16 protein-coding genes are annotated in these 20,597 nt (G+C 70.5%); 5 read left to right on the forward strand and 11 right to left on the reverse strand.

The window, feature by feature from the left end:
• Positions 1-47: 47 nt before the first annotated feature.
• From AC06E6_RS08615 to AC06E6_RS08625, 3 genes are all read right to left on the reverse strand, one after another.
• Positions 48-3,020: a diguanylate cyclase gene (locus tag AC06E6_RS08615; protein WP_240213413.1), complete on the reverse strand. Its 2,973-nt coding sequence runs from the start codon at positions 3,018-3,020 to the stop codon at positions 48-50.
• A 115-nt stretch (positions 3,021-3,135) separates the two neighbouring features.
• Complete coding sequence (locus tag AC06E6_RS08620; protein WP_104938100.1) at positions 3,136-6,297, reverse strand: efflux RND transporter permease subunit; 3,162 nt, start codon at positions 6,295-6,297, stop codon at positions 3,136-3,138.
• 3 nt (positions 6,298-6,300) lie between these two features.
• Positions 6,301-7,422, reverse strand: coding sequence for an efflux RND transporter periplasmic adaptor subunit (locus AC06E6_RS08625; RefSeq protein WP_240213414.1), 1,122 nt, complete (start codon positions 7,420-7,422; stop codon positions 6,301-6,303).
• 114 nt (positions 7,423-7,536) lie between these two features.
• Between AC06E6_RS08625 and AC06E6_RS08630 the strand changes: the two genes are divergently transcribed.
• The 3 genes from AC06E6_RS08630 to AC06E6_RS08640 all read left to right on the forward strand — a co-directional run bounded on the left by AC06E6_RS08630 (position 7,537) and on the right by AC06E6_RS08640 (position 10,363).
• Positions 7,537-8,202: a TetR/AcrR family transcriptional regulator gene (locus AC06E6_RS08630; RefSeq protein WP_104938099.1), complete on the forward strand. Its 666-nt coding sequence runs from the start codon at positions 7,537-7,539 to the stop codon at positions 8,200-8,202.
• Between the two features lie 130 nt (positions 8,203-8,332).
• Complete coding sequence (locus AC06E6_RS08635; RefSeq protein WP_161613260.1) at positions 8,333-8,980, forward strand: protein-L-isoaspartate O-methyltransferase family protein; 648 nt, start codon at positions 8,333-8,335, stop codon at positions 8,978-8,980.
• 24 nt (positions 8,981-9,004) lie between these two features.
• Positions 9,005-10,363: a TolC family outer membrane protein gene (locus AC06E6_RS08640; RefSeq protein ID WP_161613259.1), complete on the forward strand. Its 1,359-nt coding sequence runs from the start codon at positions 9,005-9,007 to the stop codon at positions 10,361-10,363.
• 108 nt (positions 10,364-10,471) lie between these two features.
• On the opposite strand, the gene waaA is transcribed toward AC06E6_RS08640, so the two are convergent.
• Positions 10,472-11,767: a lipid IV(A) 3-deoxy-D-manno-octulosonic acid transferase gene (gene waaA, locus AC06E6_RS08645; protein ID WP_161613258.1), complete on the reverse strand. Its 1,296-nt coding sequence runs from the start codon at positions 11,765-11,767 to the stop codon at positions 10,472-10,474.
• A 121-nt stretch (positions 11,768-11,888) separates the two neighbouring features.
• Here waaA and AC06E6_RS08650 point away from each other — a divergent pair, with 121 nt between their 5' ends.
• The gene (locus tag AC06E6_RS08650; protein ID WP_240213415.1) at positions 11,889-12,815 is read left to right on the forward strand and encodes an LpxL/LpxP family Kdo(2)-lipid IV(A) lauroyl/palmitoleoyl acyltransferase; all 927 of its coding nucleotides are present in this window, start codon (positions 11,889-11,891) and stop codon (positions 12,813-12,815) included.
• Here the strand turns inward: AC06E6_RS08650 and AC06E6_RS08655 are convergent.
• From AC06E6_RS08655 to AC06E6_RS08680, 6 genes are all read right to left on the reverse strand, one after another.
• The gene (locus AC06E6_RS08655; protein WP_240213416.1) at positions 12,800-14,146 is read right to left on the reverse strand and encodes an O-antigen ligase family protein; all 1,347 of its coding nucleotides are present in this window, start codon (positions 14,144-14,146) and stop codon (positions 12,800-12,802) included. The genes AC06E6_RS08650 and AC06E6_RS08655 overlap by 16 nt on opposite strands.
• The gene (locus AC06E6_RS08660; protein WP_240213417.1) at positions 14,127-15,239 is read right to left on the reverse strand and encodes a glycosyltransferase; all 1,113 of its coding nucleotides are present in this window, start codon (positions 15,237-15,239) and stop codon (positions 14,127-14,129) included. The genes AC06E6_RS08655 and AC06E6_RS08660 overlap by 20 nt, the downstream gene beginning before the upstream one ends.
• Positions 15,240-15,247: 8 nt before the next feature.
• The gene (locus AC06E6_RS08665) at positions 15,248-15,445 is read right to left on the reverse strand and encodes a zinc-finger domain-containing protein (protein WP_054663138.1); all 198 of its coding nucleotides are present in this window, start codon (positions 15,443-15,445) and stop codon (positions 15,248-15,250) included.
• A 318-nt stretch (positions 15,446-15,763) separates the two neighbouring features.
• Entirely contained in the window at positions 15,764-15,898 is a 135-nt protein-coding gene (locus AC06E6_RS08670) for a hypothetical protein (RefSeq protein ID WP_272953907.1), read from the reverse strand.
• A gap of 156 nt (positions 15,899-16,054) precedes the next feature.
• The gene (locus tag AC06E6_RS08675) at positions 16,055-16,696 is read right to left on the reverse strand and encodes an acyl-homoserine-lactone synthase (protein ID WP_240213418.1); all 642 of its coding nucleotides are present in this window, start codon (positions 16,694-16,696) and stop codon (positions 16,055-16,057) included.
• 151 nt (positions 16,697-16,847) lie between these two features.
• Complete coding sequence (locus tag AC06E6_RS08680; RefSeq protein WP_240213419.1) at positions 16,848-17,219, reverse strand: DUF4902 domain-containing protein; 372 nt, start codon at positions 17,217-17,219, stop codon at positions 16,848-16,850.
• 145 nt (positions 17,220-17,364) lie between these two features.
• Between AC06E6_RS08680 and AC06E6_RS08685 the strand changes: the two genes are divergently transcribed.
• Positions 17,365-18,084, forward strand: a complete 720-nt coding sequence (locus AC06E6_RS08685; RefSeq protein WP_478060983.1) for an autoinducer binding domain-containing protein — start codon at positions 17,365-17,367, stop codon at positions 18,082-18,084.
• 95 nt (positions 18,085-18,179) lie between these two features.
• Here the strand turns inward: AC06E6_RS08685 and AC06E6_RS08690 are convergent, their stop codons facing one another.
• Positions 18,180-20,471: an NADP-dependent malic enzyme gene (locus AC06E6_RS08690; RefSeq protein ID WP_104938090.1), complete on the reverse strand. Its 2,292-nt coding sequence runs from the start codon at positions 20,469-20,471 to the stop codon at positions 18,180-18,182.
• Positions 20,472-20,597: the final 126 nt, after the last annotated feature.

A 20,597-nucleotide genomic window follows, 5' to 3' on the forward strand; every position in this document is an offset into this window, starting at 1 on the left:
TGTAGAGCGCGGCGACCGGGGCCGGGTCGCGCCCGGGGCGCGGCCCGCTACGCGGCGCAGACCCGGTTGCGGCCCTCGCGCTTGGCCCGATAGAGCTGGCGGTCGGCCGCCGCCAGCAGCGTGCGCGGCGATTCCTGCCCGGGACGGCACTCGGCCACGCCGATGCTGGCGGTGACCACCAGGCCCGGGTCCACCTCGTCCATGCGCGCGCGGGCCAGGGCCAGACGCAGTGCCTGCAGCCGCTGCAGCGCCTGCTCCAGGGTGAGGCCGCGCAGCACCGCCAGGAATTCCTCGCCACCATGCCGCGACACGAACTGTTCGCCGTCCAGGTGCTGGCGCAGCAGCTCAGCCACTTCGCGCAGCACCCGGTCGCCGCCGTGGTGGCCATGGCGGTCGTTGATCTGCTTGAAATGGTCGATGTCGATCAGTGCCACGCACAGCGGCTCGCCGCGGTCGCCGGCGCGCTCGAGCGCCTGGCGCAGGTGGAACTCGGCCGCACGCCGGTTGGGCAGGCCGGTCAGCACGTCGTGGGTGGCCTGGTGCTCCAGCCGCTGCAGCAGGCGGTCGCGTTCGATCCCGGCCAGCTCCAGCGCGCGGTTCTTGTCGCTCAGTTCCTCGGTGCGCGCGGCGATCACCCGGCTGAGCCGGCGCTGGCTGCGCCGGTAGCTGGCGGTGCGCAGCCAGAACCCCAGCACCACGGCAGCGAGCAGCGCCAGGCCGAGCAGCACCCGCGAGGACGTGCGCTTCCACAGCGGCGGCACCACCTCCAGCGCCATCTGCGCGGTGCCCACCTCGGACTGCCGTGCCCAGTCCCGCGGCAACGCCATGGCCTGCACCTCCAGCCGGTAGCGGCCGGGCGGCAGGTTGGTGTACACGGCCTCGGTATCGCTGCCCGCCTCCACCCACCCGGCATCGAAGCCCCGCAGGCGGTAGCGGTAGCGCATCTTGTCCGGCGCGCGGAAATTGAGCGCGGTATAGGCCACCGCCACCCGGCGCGCGCCCGGCTCCAGCCGCAGCTGCGCCGCCGGGGCCCGGGCGACGCCGTCCACCGATACCGACTCGAATACCACCGGCGACGCCCTGCCGTCGTAGCGGCCCGCGATCCGCGGGTCGATCAGGCCCAGCCCGGCCGAGGTCGGGAACGCCAGCGCGCCGTTGTGGACACGCCAGCCGGCGGGCATGGAGGCGCCGTTGCCCTGGCTGCCGGGCATGCCGTCGCTGTGGTCCAGCACGTGCACGGCCAGCTGCCTGCGGGTGCCGGCGTCGATCTGGTCCAGTTCGGCGCGGGCGACGCGGAACACGCCGATATTGCTGGGCAACCACAGGTTGCCGGCCTGGTCGTCGATGATCCGGAACAGCTTGTCGCGCGGCAGTCCGTGGCGATGATCGTAGACCCGGAAGCTGCCGTTGCGCATGCGCAGCAGGCCGCGGTCGCTGGCGATCCACAGGTCGCCATCCGGGTCACGCAGGAAATCGAACACATACTGCGCGGGGATGTCGCCCTCGGCGCTCCAGGTGCGCAGCACGTCGTCGGGCCCCAGCGCGGCCATGCCGCCGGTGGTGCCGATCCACAGCGTGCCGTCCGGGTCGCGGTACAGCGCCTGCACCGTGGCCCCGGGCTGGTCCCTGCTGTCCAGGCGCAGTTGCAGGCGTCCATCGCGGTAATGGCTCAGGCCGTGGGTACCGCCGATCCACAGGCCGCCGTCAGGGTCGGCCAGCAGCGCGCGCACGATCGGCTCGCGCTGCCCGCCGACGCGGATCCGCTGCTTCACCCTGCCCTGCGCATCCAGCCCGAACACCCCCTGGTCGTAGGTCCCCGCCCACAGCGTGTCGTCACGCCAGGCCAGCGCCAGCACCGACGGGTCGCGGCCGTTTCCGGCGGCCAACCGCACCGGGTGCATGCGCCGCTGGTACCAGCGGTCCAGACCCTCGGCGTGGCCGATCCACAGCGCGCGGTCCCCGCTCTGCAGCACCACGCGCACGTAATCGCTGCGCAGGCCATCGGCGCGGGTGAAGCCGACCGCCGCCACTTCCGCCACGCGATGCAGGCCATGGGTGCTGCCACTCCATACCAGGCCCTCGCGGTCGGCGAGCAGCGCCGCGCTGACCGGGCCGGGGGTGGGCAGCCGCTCGTCGCCGTCGCCGGCATGCCGCAGCAGCTCGCCGCTGCTGCTGGACAGGCTCATCCAGATCGCCCCGAGCCGGTCGCGCAGAACCGCGTCCACCCGCCGGCCGGGCTGCAGGTGGGTGACCTTGCCGGCGCCATCGCGCCAGTACACGCCATTGTCGGTGGCCAGCAGCCAACCGCCGGCGCCGTCGCCGGCAATGCCACGCACGGCATGGGTACCCGCCCAGTCCGCCCAGGGCATGGCGCGCCCGTCCTGCAGCCGATAGGCGCCGGCATCGGTGGCGACCAGCACCGCGCCGTCACCGCCATCGACCAGTGCATTGACCCGCACGCCGGGCAGGCCGGCTGCGGCGCCGGCGGCATGGATCCGGCCATGGGTGTCCATCCGCAGCAGGCGGTTGGCCGAGGCGATCCACAGGTCGCCGCCGGCGTCGCGCAGCAGCGCGGTCACCGGCAGGCGGCGCGCGCCGGGCTCGCCCAGGTGCTGCCAGCGCCCGCGGTGGTAGCGGAACACGCCATCGGCGGCGGTCCCGAACAGCACCCCGCCATCGGCCTCGGCAAGGATGCAGAACACGCCCGACAGCTCCGCGCCCGGGGTGTTCTGGCGGTCGAACACGGTGAAGTGGCGCCCGTTGAAGCGGACCACGCCCTCCCAGGTTCCGGCCCAGATGAAACCGTCGCGGTCCTGCGCCAGCGCATGCACCAGGTTGTGCGGCAGTCCGTCGGCCATGGTCCAGTCGCTGACCATGTAATGGCGGCCGTCCGCCGCCCGCGCCGCCGGCAGCCATGCCAGGCAGGCAAGTACCAGGACCGCGTACCAGCACCAGGACGGCGGCCATGCGCTGCGCTCGCGGGAACCGGTGCCCCGGGCGATGTCGATACTACGGGCCAACGGAACCGCCCCCCTTCGCGGTCTGGCGCGGCCGGCCACCCAGGCCCGCCGCGCCAGACCAATCTACCACCGCCGGGGCGCGGCCATCCGCCGGCAGCGCCGGCGGCTGACCGGTTCAGCTTGCCGCTTCGTCCGGCCGCACCCGGAACCAGGCCGCGTACAGCGCCGGCAGGAACACCAGGGTCAGTACCGTGCCGACGATCAGCCCGCCCATGATCGAGATCGCCATGGAGCCGTAGAAGGCGCTGCGCGACAGCGGGATCATCGCCAGCACCGCGGCCAGCGCGGTCAGCACGATCGGCCGGAAGCGGCGCACGGTGGCATCGATGATGGCGTGCCAGCGGTCATGCCCGGCGTCGATGTCCTGCTGGATCTGGTCCACCAGGATCACCGAGTTGCGCATGATCATGCCCGCCAGGGCGATGGTGCCCAGCAGCGCGACGAAGCCGAACGGCACCCGGAAGATCAGCAGGAACAGGGTCGCGCCGATGATGCCCAGCGGTGCGGTGACCAGCACCATCGCCGCACGCGAGAAGCTGCGCAGCTGCAGCATCAGCAGGGTCACCACCACGATCAGGAACAGCGGCATGCCGGCCTTGATCGAGTTCTGCCCGCGCGCCGAATCCTCCACCGTGCCGCCGACTTCCAGCAGGTAGCCGTCAGGCAGGGCGGCGCGGATGCCGTCCAGGGTCGGCAGGATCTGCCCGGTGACCTCCGGCGGCAGCAGGCCGTCGGCGATGTCGGCACGCACGGTGACCGTGGGCAGGCGGTTGCGGTGCCAGATGATGCCGTCCTCGAACACGTACTCGAGCCGGGCCACCTGCGCCAGAGGTACCGCGGTGCCGCTGGGCGTGGGAATGGCCAGGCTGGCGAGCATGTCCAGCCGCGCGCGCTCGTCGTCCGGGCCGCGCAGCAGCATGCCGATCTGGCGGTTGCCCTCGCGGTACGTGCTCACCTGCATGCCCGACAGCGAGCTGCTCAGGAAGTGCGCGATCTGCGCGCTGCTCACCCCCAGCGCGCGCGCGCGCTCCTGGTCCACCACCAGCCGCACCACCTTGCTCGGCTCGGACCAGTTGAGGTTGACGTTGGCCACGTGCGGGTTCTGCCGCACCTTGGCGGCGACCTCGCGGGCGATGGCCTGCACCCGGTCGATGTGCTCGCCGGACACGCGGAACTGCACCGGGTAGCCCACCGGCGGCCCGTTCTCCAGCCGGGTCACGCGCAGCTGCACGTCGGTGAAGCGCGGCACCACCTCCTTCAGCAGCCAGTCGCGCACCGCTTCGCGGGCGTGGATGTCCTGCGCCAGCACCACGAACTGGGCGAAATTGGTCGCCGGCAGCTGCTGGTCCAGCGGCAGGTAGAAACGCGGCGAACCGCTGCCCACGTAACCGACGTAGTTGGCGATGTCCTGGCGCTGCTTGAGCAGCGCCTCCAGCTTGTGCGCCTGCGCCTGGGTGGCGGCCAGCGACGCGCCTTCGGCCAGCTCGATGTCCACCATCAGCTCCGGCCGGGTCGAGTCCGGGAAGAACTGCTGCGGCACGAAGCGGAACATGGCCAGCGAGAACACGAACAGGCCGATGGTGGCGAAGATCACCAGCCAGCGGCGGCGCAGGCAGGCATCGAGGAAACGCCGGAAGCGCTGGTAGAACGCGCTCTTGTAGGGGTCGTGGTCGTGTTCCAGCTGCCGCGGCCGGATCAGGTTGGCCAGTGCCGGGTTGCGGTCGGCCCAGCGCAGCCGCAGCGCATGCCAGCGGCCGGCCAGGCTGCCCGGCCGTGGCGGCTGCGGGTTGTGCAGGTCCGGCAGCATCTTGTCGCCCAGGTACGGGATGAACAGCACCGCGGCGATCCACGACACCACCAGGGCGATGGTCACCACCTGGAACAGCGAGCGGGTGTACTCGCCGGTGCTGGAGGCGGCGGTGGCGATGGGCAGGAAGCCGGCGGCGGTGATCAGCGTGCCGGTCAGCATCGGGAACGCGGTCGACTCCCAGGCGAAGCTGGCCGCGCGCAGGCGGTCGTAGCCCTGTTCCATCTTGGTGGCCATCATCTCCACCGCGATGATCGCATCGTCCACCAGCAGGCCCAGCGCCAGCACCAGCGCGCCCAGCGAGATCTTGTGCAGGCCGATGTCGAACTGGTGCATGACGAAGAAGGTCATCGCCAGCACCAGCGGGATCGACACCGCCACCACCAGCCCGGTGCGCCAGCCCAGCGAGAAGAAGCTCACCAGCAGCACGATCACCACCGCCTCGGTCAGCACCTTGACGAACTCGCCCACCGAATCCTCGACCGCGTGCGGCTGGTCGGAGACCTTGCGCAGCTCCATGCCCGCCGGCAGCGTCTTCTGCAGCCGCGCGAACGCGTCGTCCAGGGTCTTGCCGAGCTTGAGGATGTCGCCGCCGTCCTTCATCGCCACCGCGATGCCGATGGCGTCCTCGCCCATGAAGCGCATCTTCGGCGAGGCCGGGTCGGCGAAGCCGCGCTTGACCTGGGCGATGTCGCCCAGGCGCACGGTGCGGTCGCCGGCGCGGATCGGGAACGCGGCGATGTCCTCGACCGACTGGAACTGGCCGGTGACGCGCAGCTGCACGCGGTCGCTGCCGGTCTCGAACCAGCTGGCCGGGGTCACCGCGTTCTGGTCGGCCAGCGCCTGCTGTACCTGCTGCAGCGACACGCCCAGCGTGGCCAGCTTGGTGTTGGACAGTTCGATCCACACCTTTTCGTCCTGCAGGCCGAGCAGGTCGACCTTGCCGACGTCGGCCACGCGCTGCAGCTCCAGCTGGATGCGGTCGGCGTAGTCGCGCATCAGCGCGTAGTCGAAGCCCTTGCCGGTCAGTGCGTAGATATTGCCGAAGGTGTCGCCGAACTCATCGTTGAAGAACGGCCCGACCACCTCGGCCGGCAGCTGCGAACGGATGTCGCCGACCTTCTTGCGCACCTGGTAGAACAGTTCCGGCACATCCTTGGAGCGCATCGAATCGCGCGCCATGAAGATCACCTGCGATTCGCCCGGCCGCGAGTACGACTGGATGAACTCGAACTGCCCGGTGTTCATCAGCGCCTTCTCGATCGGCTCGGTCACCTGCCGCGAGACCTGCTCGGCGGTGGCGCCCGGCCACGCGGTCTGCACCACCATGGCCTTGAACGTGAACGGCGGATCCTCGGACTGGCCGAGGTGCTTGTAGGACCAGGCGCCGATGACCGCCAGCGCGATCATCATGAACAGCACCAGCGCGCGGTTGCCCAGGGCCCACTCGGAAAGATTGAAGCGGCGCACGCCTCAGTCCTCCCGCTTGGCGGACGCGGGCGCGGCGAGTACCGGCTTGTTGGCCCGGTCCACCGCGGTCACCGGCTGGCCCTCGCGCAGCAGGTGGCCGCCCGCGGCGACCACCCAGTCTTCGCGCTTCAGGCCCGCCAGCACCGGCACGCGCTCCGCGCCGTAGGCGCCCAGCGTCACCGGCCGCAGCTGCAGCGTGCCCTTGGCCGGGTCCACCACCCACACACCGGCCTGCTGCTGCGTCTTGCCCGGCTGCACCGCGGCCAGCGGCACGCTCAACGCGCCGCCCTTGGCGTGGGCCACGTAGACGCGCGCGCTCTGCCCCAGTTCCACCGCATCCAGCGCTTCGGCCGCCAGGCTCACGCGCGTGGCATAGGTGCGCGCCTGGGCATCGGCGGCCGGGGCGATCTCGCGGATGGTGCCGGGCCAGCGCTTGCCGGGACGGTTCCACAGTTCCACTTCCACCGCCTGGCCCACCGCGAAATCGCGGATCCCGCTCTCCGGCAGGGCGATGGCGATCTCGCGGGCGCCGTCGGCGGCCAGCGTATAAATGGCCTGGCCGGCGGCGACCACCTGCCCGGCCTCGGCCTGGCGGCTGGCGATCACGCCATCGGCGGGGGCGCGCAGCTGCGCGTAGGCCGCCTGGTTGCGGGCCACGTCCAGGTTGGAACGGGCCGCATCGGCCTGGCCCTGCGCCGCCTTCAGCGCGGCGGTCTGCGCATCCAGCGCCGAGCGGCTGACCAGCTGCTGCGCGGCCAGCGCGGCATAGCGCTTGTGCTCGTCGCGCGCGCGCACCAGATCGGCCTCGGCGGCGGCGTACTGCGCCTGCGCCGCCCGCGCCTGCAGCGCGTAGTCGGCCACGTCCAGTTCGGCCAGCAGCTGGCCCTCGCGCACCCGCTGGCCAGCATCGACCTCGCGCCGCAGCAGGTTGCCGCCCACCCGGAACGACAGCACGGTTTCCTCGCGCGCCCGCACTTCGCCGGGGTACGCGCTGATGGCCTGGCCGCCGTCCTGGGGGTGGACGACCAGAACCGGTACGGCAGGTGCGGGAGCAGGTTCGGATTTACCGCAGGCAGCCAGCACGGCCACCAGCAGGGAACCGCCAATCCATCGGGCAATGTTCATGGGTGAGGATCGCAGGTGAGGAAGGGGATGAGGGGGGAAGGTTGGCGGTTCAGCGTCATTACTGAACGAGCCGGTATAGTATAAATATCGAACCAGCTGGTATAGTATTGTCGAATGTCCGCGCATCATCCTTCCCCACCCACCGGCAAGCCGACTCCGCGCGGCGCCGGTCCCGGCCGCCCCAAGGACCTGGGCAAGCGTGCCGCGATCCTGGAAACGGCCAAGGAAATGTTCATCGAACTGGGTTTCAACGGCGTGAGCATGGACGGCATCGCCGCCGGCGCCGGCGTTTCCAAACTCACCGTCTACAGCCATTTCGGCGACAAGGAGACGCTGTTTTTCGAGGCGATCCAGGCCAAGTGCGTGGAAATGATGCCCGACGACCTGTTCGTGACCGACAGCGAAGGCCCGCTGCGCGAACAGCTGCGCGGCATCGGCCACGCCTTCTTCGCCCTGATCAGCAGTGACGAGGCCATCGCCACCCAGCGCATGATGATGACCCCGGAAACCGACGACCGGATCCGCGAGATGTTCTGGCAGGCCGGCCCCAAGCGCACCGAAAGCGCGCTGGCCGAGTTCCTGGAGGCCCGCGCGGCCCGTGGCGAGCTGGCGATCGACGACCCGCGCCTGGCCGCGCGCCAGTTCTTCTGCCTGATCAAGGGCGAGCTGCACGCGCACATGATGTGCGGGCTGTGCGCGGCCCCGGAGCAGCCCGACGCCGAGGCCCACATCGCCACCACGGTCGACTTCTTCATCCGCGCCTATGCGCCCCGCCCTTAACCTGAACGAACCGGAGGTCGTGGTGACTTCCGGCACTGCGGACCTGCCGCGGGCACGGCGATGCTTGCCCCGCACTGCCCGCGCCAACCGGTAAAATGGCCGGCCCACTGCGCCGGATTGACGAGACACCATGACGATCGATTACTCCCACGCCCGCGAACTGATGGTCGAACAGCAGGTACGTCCCTGGGACGTGCTGGACCTGCGCGTGCTGGACGTCCTGGCGCGGCTGCCGCGCGAGGCCTTCGTGGCCGAATCGCACAAGGCGCTGGCCTATGCCGACATCGAGCTGCCGCTGGGCCATGGCCAGAAGATGATGAAGCCGGTGGTCGAAGGCCGCATGCTGCAGGCGCTGGACCTGCAGCCGGGCGACGAGGTGCTGGAGATCGGCACCGGCAGCGGCTTCATCAGCGCCTGCCTGGGCGAACTGGCCCGCGAAGTGCTGAGCCTGGAGATCCAGCCGGAACTGGCCGAGCGCGCGCGCGCCAGCCTGGACGCGGCCAAGCTCGGCTCCAACGTGCGCATCGAAGTCGCCGATGCGCTGCACTGGCAGACCCAGCGCCACTTCGACGCCATCTGCATCACCGGCGCGGTGGACACCGTGCCGGCGCACATCCTCAAGTGGCTGCGCCCCGGCGGCCGCCTGTTCGTGATCCAGGGCCGCTCGCCGGTGATGGAAGCGGTGCTGGTGAAGGCCGACGGCAGCGTGCAGTCCCTGTTCGAAACCGACATCGATTATCTGCAGGGCGCCGCCCCGGCCCCGCAGTTCCAACTCTGATCCGCTACATCCAAGGAAGCCGCAATGATCCGCCGATCCCTCGCCCTTGCGCTGGCTGTCGCCCTCTCGCCGCTGGCGGCCAACGCCGCCGACCTGCTGCAGGTCTACGAAATGGCCCGCAACGGCGATCCGCAGCTGGCCTCCGCAGAGTCCAGCCGGCTGTACACCAAGGAAGGCCAGGTGCAGGCCCGCGCGGCCCTGCTGCCCTCGCTGGGCGGCTCGGCATCGCTGAACCGCACCCGCACCTCGCTGGACGGGGTCAGCGGCTCGACCACCGCCACCTCGCGCAAGTACGGCATCAGCGGTGAGCAGACCCTGTTCAACTGGACCCAGTTCGCCAACCTGCGCGCGCAGCGCGAAATCAGCAAGGCCGCCGACTTCGACCTGGAATCGGCGAACGACGACCTGATCGTGCGCACCGCCACCACCTACTTCAACGTGCTGGTGGCGATCGAATCGCTCAGCGCCGCGCAGACCAACGAGGCGGCCGCCAAGAAGCAGTTCGACTATGCCGACAAGCGCCTGGAAGTCGGCCTGGCCCCGATCACCGACGTGCACGAAGCGCGCGCCCAGTACGACCAGGCGCGCGCCAATACCATTCTCGCCCGCAACACCCTGGCCGATGCCTACCAGGCGCTGAGCGAACTGACCGGGCAGCCGGTGCAGGGCCTGCGCAGCCTGCCGGAGGACTTCCGCCCGGCGCTGCCGGCCAACCGTGGCGACGTCGACAAGCTGGTGGCCGATGCGATCGCGCAGAACCCGGCGCTGAAGGCGCAGGAGCTGAAGGTCAACGCCGCCGTGGCCAGCGTCTCGGCCGCCCGCGGCGGGCACTACCCGACCCTGTCGCTGGGCGGCACCTGGGGCAAGAGCGCCAGTTGGGGCGACAGCGTCGGCGGTTCCTCGTTCGGCCCGGACGCGACCACCAACTCGATCGGCCTGACCCTGAACGTGCCGATCTTCTCCGGTGGCGCCACCCAGTCCTACGTGCGCCAGGCCCTGGCCCAGCGCGACATCGCCCAGGATGGCTACGAGCAGCAGAAGCGCGCGCTGGACCGCAACACCCGCAATGCCTACCAGGCCGTGGTGGCCGGCATCAGCGAGGTCGAGGCACGGCGCCTGGCCGTGGTGTCGGCGCAGAGCGCGTACGACGCCTCGCAGGTGGGGCTGGAAGTCGGTACCCGCACCGTGCTGGACGTGGTGCAGAACCAGCGCACCCTGTTCCAGGCCAAGCTGGACTATGCGCAGGCCCGCTACACCTTCCTGCTCAGCCGGCTGCAGCTCAGCCAGGCCATCGGCGCGCTGGACGTGGCCGAGGTGCAGGACATCAACCGCCTGCTGACCCAGGATGCCGAGGCGCAGCTGGCGCCGGGCAGCATGCAGTAAGCCCCGCCGCTGCACTGGCATGGATGCGCGAAAGGCGGGCTCCGGCCCGCCTTTCGCGTTCCTGCAGGGGCCACCGCCCGTAGCGGTGCCCGGGGTTCTGCCGGCGCCCTACTCCGGTGCCGGCAGCCGCGGCCCGATCAGTTCCAGGGTCCGCTCCAGCGCGCCGCGGCCATTGGCCACCAGCGCCGCGCCGGCCTGCACCATCTGCTGGCGCGCCGCCGCGTCGCCCAGCAGGCGCAGCAGTTCGTCGCCGAGCTGGGCGGCATCGTCGCGGATGCTCAGCGCCCCGGCTTCGCTCATGCGCCGCGAGATCTCCGCGAAGTTGTGCAGGTGCGGGCCGGTGATCACCGCCGTGCCCATCGCCGCCGGCTCCAGCAGATTGTGCCCGCCGATCGCCTGCAGGCTGCCCCCGACGAAAGCCACCTGCGCGCAGGCGAAGAACGGCATCAGTTCGCCCAGCGTGTTGAGCACGAACACCTGGGTATCGGCCGCGGGCCACTGCTCGACGCTGCGCGTGGCCACGCGCCAGCCCTGGCCGCGCGCCAACGCCTCGACCCTGGCGAACCGCTCCGGATGCCGTGGCGCCCACAACAGCAGCGCATCGGGATAGCGCTCCAGCACCCGCGCGTGCAGGTCCATGACCGGCTGCTCCTCGCCCTCGTGGGTACTGGCGGCGATCCAGGTCACGCGTCCTGCCGGCACATGCGCGTGGAACGCGGCCAGCAGCGGCGCCGGATCCGGCGGATGGATGTCGAACTTCAGGTTGCCCAGCGCGCAGACCTGCTCCTGGCGGGCACCGAGCACGACGAAACGGCGCGCGTCCTCGCGCGACTGCGCGGCCACGCAGGTCACCGTGCGCAGCGCGCGCCCGACCAGCGGCCGCAGCAGCCGGTAGCCCTTCAACGAGCGTGCCGACAGCCGCGCGTTGAGGATGTAGACCGGGATCCGGCGATCGCGGCAGCCGAACAGCAGGTTCGGCCACAGCTCGGTTTCCAGGATCAGCGCCAGGCTCGGGCGGAAATGATCGAGGAACCGGCCGGCGCTGCCGGGCACGTCATAGGGCAGGTAGACGTGGTCCACCGCGTCGCCCCACAACGCGCGTACCCGCTGCGAGCCGGTCGGGGTGATGGTGGTGATGACCCAGCGGATGTCCGGGCGCTGCCGGCGCAGCGCGTCCACCACCGGCGCGGCGGCGTTGACCTCGCCCACCGAGACCGCGTGCAGCCAGACACAGGGCCGGCGGCCGCTCTGCGGATACGACGCATAGCGTTCGTCCCAGCGCTTGAAGTACTCGCGCACGCGGAAGCCACGCCATACCAGGTGGTAGACGGTGATGGGCAGCAGCAGGTACAGCAAGGCCGAGTACAGGCCCCGCAGCAACAGTTCGACGGGATCCTTGCGCATGCGGCGAGGATACCTAGGAGCGGGGAATTAGTGGATGGAAACGCGTGGAAACCAGCCTGCGCCGCTGTTGCTTTCACCGGTTCCGGGTTCCCATCCACGGGTTCCTCATTAGAATCCCCCCATGTCCGACACCCCCACCTCCGCCACCCGCCCGTCACTGTGGCAGCCGCGCCATTGGCCGACGTTCGCCTGGCTGGCGCTGGCCATGCTGGGCGCACGCCTGCCCTGGCTGCTGCAGCGGGCGATCGGCCGCGGCATCGGCTGGCTGGCGCTGCACCTGGCCGGTACCCGCCGGCATGCCGCCGAAGTGAACATCCGGTTGTGCTTTCCCGAGCAGGACGACGCCTGGCGCCGGCAACTGCTGCGCGACAGCTTCGACGCGCTGGGCGTGGGCATCTTCGAATTCGCCCGCGCCTGGTGGGGCAGCATCGACGCGATCCGCCCGCGGGTGCGGATCGAGGGCCTGGAGCACCTGCAGGCGCTGCGGGCGCAGGGCCGCGGTGTGTTGCTGGTGTCGGGGCATTTCATGACCCTGGAAATGTGCGGGCGCCTGCTGTGCGACCACGTGCCGCTGGCCGGCATGTACCGGCGCTACCGCGACCCGGTGATGGAATGGGCGGTCAAGCATGGGCGCCTTCGCTACGCCAGCGCGATGTTCGCCAACGAGGACATCCGTGCCACCGTGCGCCACCTCAAGAAAGGCGGCCTGCTGTGGTACGCGCCCGACCAGGACATGCGCGGCAAGGAGTCGGTGTTCGTGCCGTTCTTCGGGGTGCCGGCCTCCACCATCACCGCGACCCACCAGTTCGCGCGCATGACCGGCTGTGCCGTGGTGCCCTTCTTCCACCGCCGCGAAGGCGGGCACTACGTGCTGAAGATCGCGCCGCCGCTGGCGGACTTCCCGACCGGCGACGCGGTCGCCGACACGGCGCGCGTCAACGCCGCCATCGAGCAGATGGTGCGCGAAGCGCCGGCCCAGTACCTGTGGATCCACCGCCGCTTCAAGCGCCAGCCGGAAGGACGCAGCCGCTTCTACCAGCGCGACTGATCGCCGCCTACGGCCGCCGGCGGCGGGTACGCGAGCAGCGCGCCTACGAACAACGCGGCCAGCAGCAGGGTCGCGCCCCCCCAGAACGCCGAGTAGAACGCCAGGTGGGTGTTGAACGGGAACACGGTCACCGCCAGCGCCAGCGTCGCCGGACGCGCACGGGCCCGCGCCTCCTCGCCGGCGTAGCGCCACGCGCGCCACGCCATTGCCGCACCGGCCAGCCACAGCAACAGGCCCAGCACGCCGGTTTCGGCCAGTATCTCGAGCACCAGCTGGTGCGCATGCAGCGCCGGGCCCGCCCCCCAGGCAGCGTATTGCCCGTGCGCCGGATCGCACTGCGGGAACGCGTTGCGGAACTCGCGCGCGCCCACCCCGTTGAGCGGATGGGCGCGCACCATGCACAGCGCCGCGGACCAGATCTGGCCGCGCCCGGACAACGCCGCATCCATTCCGGCGGCATCGCCGGTCAAGGCCAGGGTGGTGCGGGCCACGCGCTCGCGCACCTGGGTGGACAGCCCCGCCAGCAGTGCCGCGCCAAGCACCCCGGACAGCAGCACCAGGGCCATGCCCTTCCTGCCCAGCAGCCGCCAGCCGGAGAACAGCAGCACCAGCGCATAGGTGATCCAGGACGCGCGCGAACCGGCGAGCACGATCACCACCCCGGTCGGCACCGCCACCAGCAGCCAGCCCCAGCGCCCCCAGCGCGCGGCCGCGGCGAACAGCGCGAACGGCGTCAGGCTGGCGAGCACCTGCCCGAACTTGAGGTTGCACGGCCCGAACACGCCGCTGAGCCGGTCCGCCTGCGCCGCTTCCGCCGCGCTGCACAGGCCATGCCCGCTGGCCAGCCATTTCACCTGGTCCATCGACCAGAACAGCGGACTGCTGCCGACCAGCGCCTGCACCAGCGCATCGCCCACCCATAGCGCGACGACCACGCCCAATCCGGTGAACGTGACCCGGCGCCGGGCGTCGGTCGCCACGGCGATGGCCACCAGCCACATGAAAGGCAGGTACCGCAGCCCGGCCGCCACCCGGCCCCAGGCACGGCCGGGATCGTCGGCATCCACCGCCGAGACCAGCTGCGGCAGCCAGTAGGCCAGGAACAGCGTGCATGTCAGCGCCCAGGCCGGAACGCTGAGCAGGGTGCGGCCGTCACCGGTGAAGCGACGCCACAGCAGGGTTCCCACGGTGACCAGCGCGCCCAGCGACAGCAGCGCTTCGGCGATGCCCGGCGCCGGCCACGCCGCAACGCAGGCGATCACCCAGGCCGGGGCCCACCGCATCGGCAACGTCGCGGACGGCACGGAGGATTCAGCCGATGAGTTCGCCATAGACGTCCAGCGTCGCGCGCTGCATGGCCCGCAGGGTGTAGGGGAGGCGCCGCGGCAGCGACGGCGGATGCCGCAGCAGCTCCAGCGCGCGCGCCGCCAGTGCCGTGGCGTCACCCGGCGGCACCGCCCCGCTGGGCTGTAGTTCGGCGAGCAGTTCGCCGACCCCGCCGTGGTCCCAGCCCAGCACCGGGCGGCCCACCGCCAGCGCTTCGAGCACGGTGCGGCCGAATGCCTCGGGCTTGTCCGACAGCTGCAACACCAGGTCGCTGGCCGCATAGGCCTGCGCGATCCGGGGGGTCGGCTCGGTGATGGCGACCGCGTCGGCGATGCCCAGCGCCGCGGCCTGCTGCTCGAGTTCGCGCACGTACGCCTCGCGCCCCGGCTCGCGCGCGCCGGGCATCCACAACCGTGCCGCCAGCCCCTGCCGCCGCAGTGCGGCCAGCAGGTGCAGTGCGTGCGCATGCCCCTTGAGGCGGGTGCCACGGCCCGGCAACAGCAACAGCGGCCCGTCACCGGCCAGCGACGGGTACAGCGCATCCACCGCCTGCCGCGGGCGCCGGTCGGACGCCGCCACCTGCGGGAACTGCGCCGGGTCCACGCCGCGCGGGATCACCCGCAGGCGCTGCGGGTCGGTCGCCGGGTAATGCGCCAGCAGGTAGTCGCCCACGGTGTTGGACACGCAGATCACTCGCTCGCCAGTGGCCATGATGGCGCTGTAGCGGCCCGGCGAGTTGAGCCCGTGCATGGTCGTGACCCAGTGCGGGCGCCGTTCCCGCGGCAGACCGCGCAGCGCATGCCAGCCCAGCCATGCCGGCAGACGCGAGCGCGCGTGCACGATATCGGCACCGGTTTCGGCGAACAGCCGCCGCAGCGCCACCACGTGGCGCAGGGTCAGCAACGACTTGCGGCCGATGTCCAGCGCCAGGTGTTCGGCGCCGCTGTCCAGCAGCGGCGGCACCAGGCGGCCACCGGCCGAGACCACGATGGCGCGGTGCCCTGCCGCCACCAGCGCCTGGGCGACCTCTAGGGTCGAGCGCTCGACGCCGCCGGAGTGCAGCGCCGGCAGCAGCTGCACCACGGTCAGGCGGCGCATGCGGGCGTTCAGTCGACCAGCACGAATACCGCGCCGCAGTACGGGCAGGCGGCTTCGCCGTTGGGCTCGTTCTCGATCGGCAGGTAAACCCGCGGATGCGAGTTCCACAGCGCCATTTCCGGCGTCGGGCAGCTCAACGGCAGGTCGGCACGGTGCACGTTGTAGCGCTTCTCGGCGTTGGCGGGCGCGGCGGCGGTATGGCTCATGGCGTCATTCACACAGGAAAACCGGGACCGGCCAATTCTAGCAGCGCAGGCAAGGCATGGACCTCGCCGGACATGACCAGGTGCCCTGCCCGGCGCCACTGTTTTCGACTGCCGGCCCCGCGCGCCCGTCCGGGGTGATCCGGCAGCCGTCGCGACGGCGGGGAGTCGCCGTGGCCCGCACCGTCGCTCTCACCGCGCTGTCGCCGCGCCGCGGCGCACGGGCCCCGGCCGCGTGCCGCGGCATTGGCCACCGCCCGGGAGTGGACCCTGACCGCGGTGCGGGTGTGGTCCGCCTGGTGCCGTCGACGGACGCCCGGTTCAGGCCAGGATGCCGAGCAATCCCCCGACACCGATGCCGACGACGGCACCGACGAACAGACCGGCCAGGAACTGCATCCGCAACGAATCGGAGACGCCGCGCCTGGCATCGTGCTCCGGAATCTTCTTGAACATGCCCCTTCTCCCGATATGAAAGAACGCGGAGGGGCGCGCCGGACGCGCACGAAGCGGGGCCGCGCCCGCCTGCAACCTCCCTGTTCCCTCCGCATGGCGTTCCACGCCGGCCGGGAGGACGCGCCCATTGTCACGGCTCCCGAAGGCACTCCGGCCTCACGTGGATTTCACCCGAGATGTCCGTTTCCCGTAACTGTCAGAATTGACAGGTCCGGCGCGTTCCCCCGGCGTCCACGGCGGCCGCCCCGCCAGTTCGATCCAGCAGGCGAAGGTCGGGTGGCCTTCGATCATCTGCGGCGGCGCGGCACGGTGGACATGAAAGCCGGTCCGCCGCAGCAACCGCTCCATCGCCAGCGGCGAAACGGTGATCAGCCGCTTGCCGCCGCGGCGTTCCACGTAGTCGGCCGCCAGCTGCAGGATGTCCACCGCCAATGCCGACGGGCGCTGGGGGCAGACGCCGGTACGCGCGCCACGCAGGTCCATCACCGCGAAGCGCGACAGCTCCCACACGTCGTCCGAGCAGGGCGGCGGCTGGCCGTTCATCAGCTGCGGGAACATCTCCCCCAGCAGATACGGACCGGTGGTCGGCAGCAGGCGCGCGTAACCGACGATGTCGAGCTGGTCGTCGCGGACGATCACGTGCACGGTCTCGGGCCGGTCGAAGCGGTCGCGCTCGATACCCGGCGGCGTATCCAGCTGCCAGCCCAGGGTTTCAACGAAGACCCGGTGGCGGTAGCGGCCCAGTGCCTGCGTGAGCAGTGGCGGCAGATCGCCCGCGCTGGCGAGGATGAATTCCATGACCCGCACCCCGGTTGCTGAAGGACGGGGACGAGTCTTGCAATGCAGCAATGGCGTGATAACTGTCAGGATTGACAGGTCGCCAAGGGGGCCAGGCGCGGCCGCGCGGGCGTGCGATACAGCGCATCGGGAGCGTCTGCCGCGCGGTGCGTCAGCGGAATCCGATGGCGTCGAGCACCACCGGCTTCCATTCCAGCGCATCGACCAGTTGCTTCAGGCAGCGCGCGGTATGCTGCGCGCCGATGTCCCGCCCCTGCTCATCGACCAGCATCACGTTGCTGCGCGGCGCGTCCCGGCAGGCGGCGGACAGCGGCCGGGCCAGTGTGTCGATGTGCCAGTCCCAGCCGATCGAGACGGCCGGCACCGAGGTGGTGGCCCATTCGGTGTAGCCGCTGATGTCGGTATGGACCGCGCCCGCGCCGGTACTGTCCGCTTCCGGGTCCAGCCCCGATACCAGGTGAACGAGCCGGATCTGGCCCAGGGCCCGCCGCGATAGGCGGATGTAACCGTCGTCGTCCGTCACTATGATGCGGCCTATGGCAGTGCAGGCGGCGGTACGCCGCGCCGGGCAGTGGGATCCGCCAATCTAGAGGCAGGTCGCGGGCACGGGAAACTGTCAGTGCTGACAGTGGCCACCGGCCGGGATCACGATTTCATCGAGGGCGGAAATGGAGGCGTGGCGGGAAGACCAACTCAATGCGCTGCTGGCACCCGGGGGGCAGGACGACCTGTTCGGCACCATCGCCGGAATGGTGCGCGCGCTGGGCTTCGAGCACTGTGCCTATGGGATGCGCGCGCCACTACCGCTGGCGCAGCCGGAAATCGTGATGCTCAACGATTACCCGGAAGCCTGGCAGAAGCGCTACCAGGACAACGACTACCTGTCGGTCGACCCCACGGTCCGCCGGGGCGCCACCTCGCTGGATCCGTTCGCCTGGGCCAATGGCGAGGATCCGTTCGATCCGGCCGCCGGCTTCTGGGAGGACGCACGCCTGCACGACATCACCTGCGGGGTGTCGCTGCCGGCCCTGGCCGCCAACAGCGTGCGCGGCATGTTGACCGTGACCCGCGGCGGCGATGGCCTGGATGCGCAGGAACTGCAGGCGCGGTGGCCGCAGCTGCTGTGGCTGGGCCAGGTGGCCCACCACGGCCTGGCGCGGGAAATGCTGGCGCGCTGGCGCGCGACCTCGCGCGAGGCGATGAGCGAGCGCGAGATCGAGATCCTGCGCTGGGTCGCCGAGGGCCACACCAACCGCCAGATCGCCGCCCGCTTCAACATCACCGAGCGCACGGTCAACTTCCATCTCAACAACGCCATGACCAAGCTCGACGTCGGCAACCGCACCGCCGCGGCGGTACGCGCGGTGGTACTGGGCATCATCGCCTGACCCGGCGCCGGCGCTGCCGGCAGCCGCACCCGGTGCCACGGATGCGACAAGGCCGGCATGCGCCGGCCTTGTCGTGGATACCGGGGCGACGCCGCTCAGGTGCCGCGTTCGGCTTCCATCTGCTTGCGGATCTGCGCATCGACCGCGGCGATGGCGGTCATGTTCAGCACGCGGCGCGAACTGGCGCTGCTGGTGAGGATGTGGACCGGCTTGGAGATGCCCATCAGGATCGGGCCGATCGCCACGCCGTCGGTGAACACCCGCACCAGGTTGTAGGCGATGTTGGCCGCCTCCAGGTTGGGCAACACGAACAGGTTGGCGCGGCCCTTGAGCGTGCTGTTGGGCAGCAGCTTCTCGCGCAGCGCCTCGTCCCACGCGGTGTCGCCCTGCATCTCGCCGTCCACGTTCAACCGCGGGTTGCGCTTGAGCAGCTGCTCGCGCACCTGGCGCATCTTCAGCGCGTCCTTGGAATCATGGCTGCCGAAGTTGGAGTGCGACAGCAGCGCCACCTTCGGCTCGATGCCGAACAGCTTCATGCGGTAGGCCGCCTGCAGCGTGGATTCGACGATCTGCTCCACGCTGGGGTCTTCCTGCACGTGGGTATCGACGAAGAAGAACACGCCCTGCGAGTTGATCACCCCGGTCATCGCCGAGGTCGAACTGACCCGCGGCTCCAGCGGGATCACGCTGCGCACGTAGCCGAGCTTCTTGTGGAAGCGGCCGACCACGCCGCTGAGCATGGCGTCGGCCTCGCCGCGCGCCACCATCACCGCGGCGATCAGGGTCGGGCGCGAGCGCAGCAGGTTCTTGGCCGCGGCCACGGTGACGCCGCGGCGGCCGGTGAGGCCGTGGTAGTACTGCCAGTACTCGTTGAAGCGCGGATCATCGTTGATGTTGGTGATCTCGAAATCCACGCCCGGCTTCATGCGCAGGCCCAGCCGCTCGATGCGCGATTCGATCACGTCCGGGCGGCCGATCAGGATCGGGAAGGCCACGCCCTCGTCGATCACGTTCTGCACCGCGCGCAGCACCACTTCCTCCTCGCCCTCGGCATAGACCACGCGCTGCTTGTCGGCGCGCGCCTGGTCGTAGACCGGCTTCATGAACAGGCTGGTGCGATAGACGAACTGCGCCAGCTTCTGCCGGTAGGCGGCCATGTCGGCGATCGGCCGCGTGGCCACGCCCGAATCCATCGCCGCCTGCGCCACCGCCGAGGACAGTTCCACCAGCAGGCGGCGGTCGAACGGGCGCGGGATCAGGTAGTCGCGGCCGAAGCTGGGGGTGTCGCCGCCGTAGGCTGCGCCGAGGTCGGACGCCTCCTTGCGCGCCAGCGCGGCGATGGCACGCACGCAGGCGACCTTCATTTCCTCGTTGATACCGGTGGCGCCGACGTCGAGCGCGCCGCGGAACAGGTACGGGAAGCACAGCGCGTTGTTGACCTGGTTCGGGTAGTCCGAACGGCCGGTGCCGATGATGGCGTCCGGGCGCGCCGCACGCGCCACCTCCGGCATGATCTCCGGGGTCGGGTTGGCCAGCGCGAAGATCACCGGGTCCGGCGCCATGGTCTTGACCATCTCGGCGGTGAGGATGCCCGGGGCCGACAGGCCCAAGAAGATGTCCGCGCCCTCGACGATCTCGGCCAGGGTGCGCTTGTCGGTGTCGCGCGCATAGCGCGCCTTCTCCGGGTCCAGCCCTTCGCGCCCGGCGTAGATCACGCCGTCGCGGTCGAAGGCCAGCACGTTTTCCGGCTTGACGCCCAGCTCCACCAGCATGTTCACGCAGGAAATGCCGGCCGCGCCCATGCCGGTGGTGGCGACCTTGACCTCGCCGATCTTCTTGCCGGTGATGTCCAGCGCGTTGAGGATGGCCGCGCCGACGATGATCGCGGTGCCGTGCTGGTCGTCATGGAACACCGGGATGTTCATGCGCTCGCGCAGCTTGCGCTCGACCACGAAGCACTCCGGCGCCTTGATGTCCTCCAGGTTGATGCCACCGAAGGTCGGTTCCAGCGAGGCGATGATGTCGACCAGCTTGTCCGGGTCGTTCTCGTCGACCTCGATGTCGAACACGTCGATGCCGGCGAACTTCTGGAACAGCACGCCCTTGCCTTCCATCACCGGCTTGCCGGCCAGCGGGCCGATGTTGCCGAGGCCCAGCACGGCGGTGCCGTTGGAGATCACCGCGACCAGGTTGCCGCGCGCGGTCAGCTCGCTGGCGGCGGCCGGGTCGGCGACGATCGCTTCGCAGGCATAGGCCACGCCCGGCGAGTACGCCAGCGACAGGTCGCGCTGGGTGAGCATCGGCTTGGTGGCGGCGACCCGGATCTTCCCCGGCGGCGACATGCGGTGGTAGTCGAGGGCGGCCTGCTTGAAATCTTCTTTGGACATCGACGGGACTTGCTGTGGCTGAATGCCCGATTCTAGCGACTCGGCGACGACATGAACCGTTTCATCGGGGACTGCATTCAGGACCCGGCGCCCGATTTGGGATGCTGCTTCGCAACATTTCACGAA

Source organism: Stenotrophomonas sp. Steno-Z10-HUANG (genome assembly GCF_056393075.1).